The organism is Centipeda noxia ATCC 43541 (genome assembly GCF_000160555.1).
GTDB lineage: Bacteria > Bacillota > Negativicutes > Selenomonadales > Selenomonadaceae > Centipeda > Centipeda noxia.
Genome location: NZ_GG749292.1, coordinates 1 through 804 on the forward strand (window position 1 = coordinate 1; position 804 = coordinate 804).

Here is an 804-nt window from a genome sequence, read left to right on the forward strand (position 1 = left end):
CCTCCAATGGTAACGGTTCGATCAGCAATTTTAGCCGTACGGGTAGTCACTCTTGTAAGCGCTCCCATTTTGGACAATACTCTTAATCCTTTTGCTCCTCCTCGTATAACAACGCTTCCTCCACCTATCATCAACGCTAGATTGAAAACGAAATCTCCGGCAAGTTCCCCTCTTTCGTAAGATGTTCCGTTTGCGGCTGTATCCTTGACTTTCTCCAGATATGCATTTAATTTTTCTTTTGCTGTATCTGACGCTTGCGTTGGGTCTGCAAGGATTTCTCCTATCGCAGTCGCGATATCTGTGATTGTTGTGACTGGATGGGAGGCCATGTCATATAGGTCGTCTACCATCTCTACGCTGTTATCGGCCAACGCTTTTTGGAACCCATCACTAAAAGTTAACGGACTGGTTATGTGCCCATCGAAGTCTCCCCACTTAAATTCTGCCTGTTCTCCGGTTTTTTGTGCATTTGATGTCCCATAATGATCCATTTTATCGATGACATATACGTTTCCTTTTTTCGTTAGAGGATTCCCACGAAGCGTCATCCGATCAATGCCACCGTCACGTATCACTTCTAGATCAGATACCTGACCGTTTTTATCAATTGCAACAGCGACTTTTTTCCCGTCTACCATTGCATATCGAATGAAATATTCGCCGTCTCCCAGCTTCTTATAGTCTTCCGATTTATTTAATGCGCTGAGCTGGTCTATGATTTCCGGCAACTTTTCATATTTGTTCCACTTCGTCCCTGTCGCTGCCGCAGATGCCCCTGCAGCGGCACTTCCTCCGGCAACTTTC

1 pseudogene is annotated in these 804 nt (G+C 45.4%); it reads right to left on the reverse strand.

From position 1 onward, the window contains the following. Nucleotides 1-804 (reverse strand): annotated as a pseudogene (locus HMPREF7545_RS10265) (hypothetical protein); the annotation flags it as partial.